A 251-nucleotide genomic window follows, 5' to 3' on the forward strand; every position below is an offset into this window, starting at 1 on the left:
GCCAGCGGCGTGAACAGCACCGCGATGGGCCGTCAGACCAGTTCCATCGGCGAAAACGGCGTGGCGCTGGGCTACAACTCCTTCGTGCGTGAAAGCGGCAGCAATGCCGTGGCATTGGGTGCCAACGCCGGCGCCAGCGGTGCCGATTCGGTAGCGTTGGGCTCGGGCTCGCGCACCTACGACGCCAACACGGTGTCGGTGGGTAGCGGCAATGGGCGCGGCGGTCCGGCCACGCGCCGCATCGTCAACGT

The 251-nt window shown here is 68.5% G+C and carries 1 protein-coding gene; it reads left to right on the top strand.

Annotated features, from left to right (window positions below; translation table 11 throughout):
• Window positions 1-251 (top strand): hypothetical protein (locus XnspCFBP7698_RS21235; protein ID WP_199680274.1); only part of this gene is annotated, 251 nt, incomplete at both ends.

The organism is Xanthomonas sp. CFBP 7698 (assembly GCF_003600855.1).
Classification (GTDB): domain Bacteria; phylum Pseudomonadota; class Gammaproteobacteria; order Xanthomonadales; family Xanthomonadaceae; genus Xanthomonas; species Xanthomonas cannabis.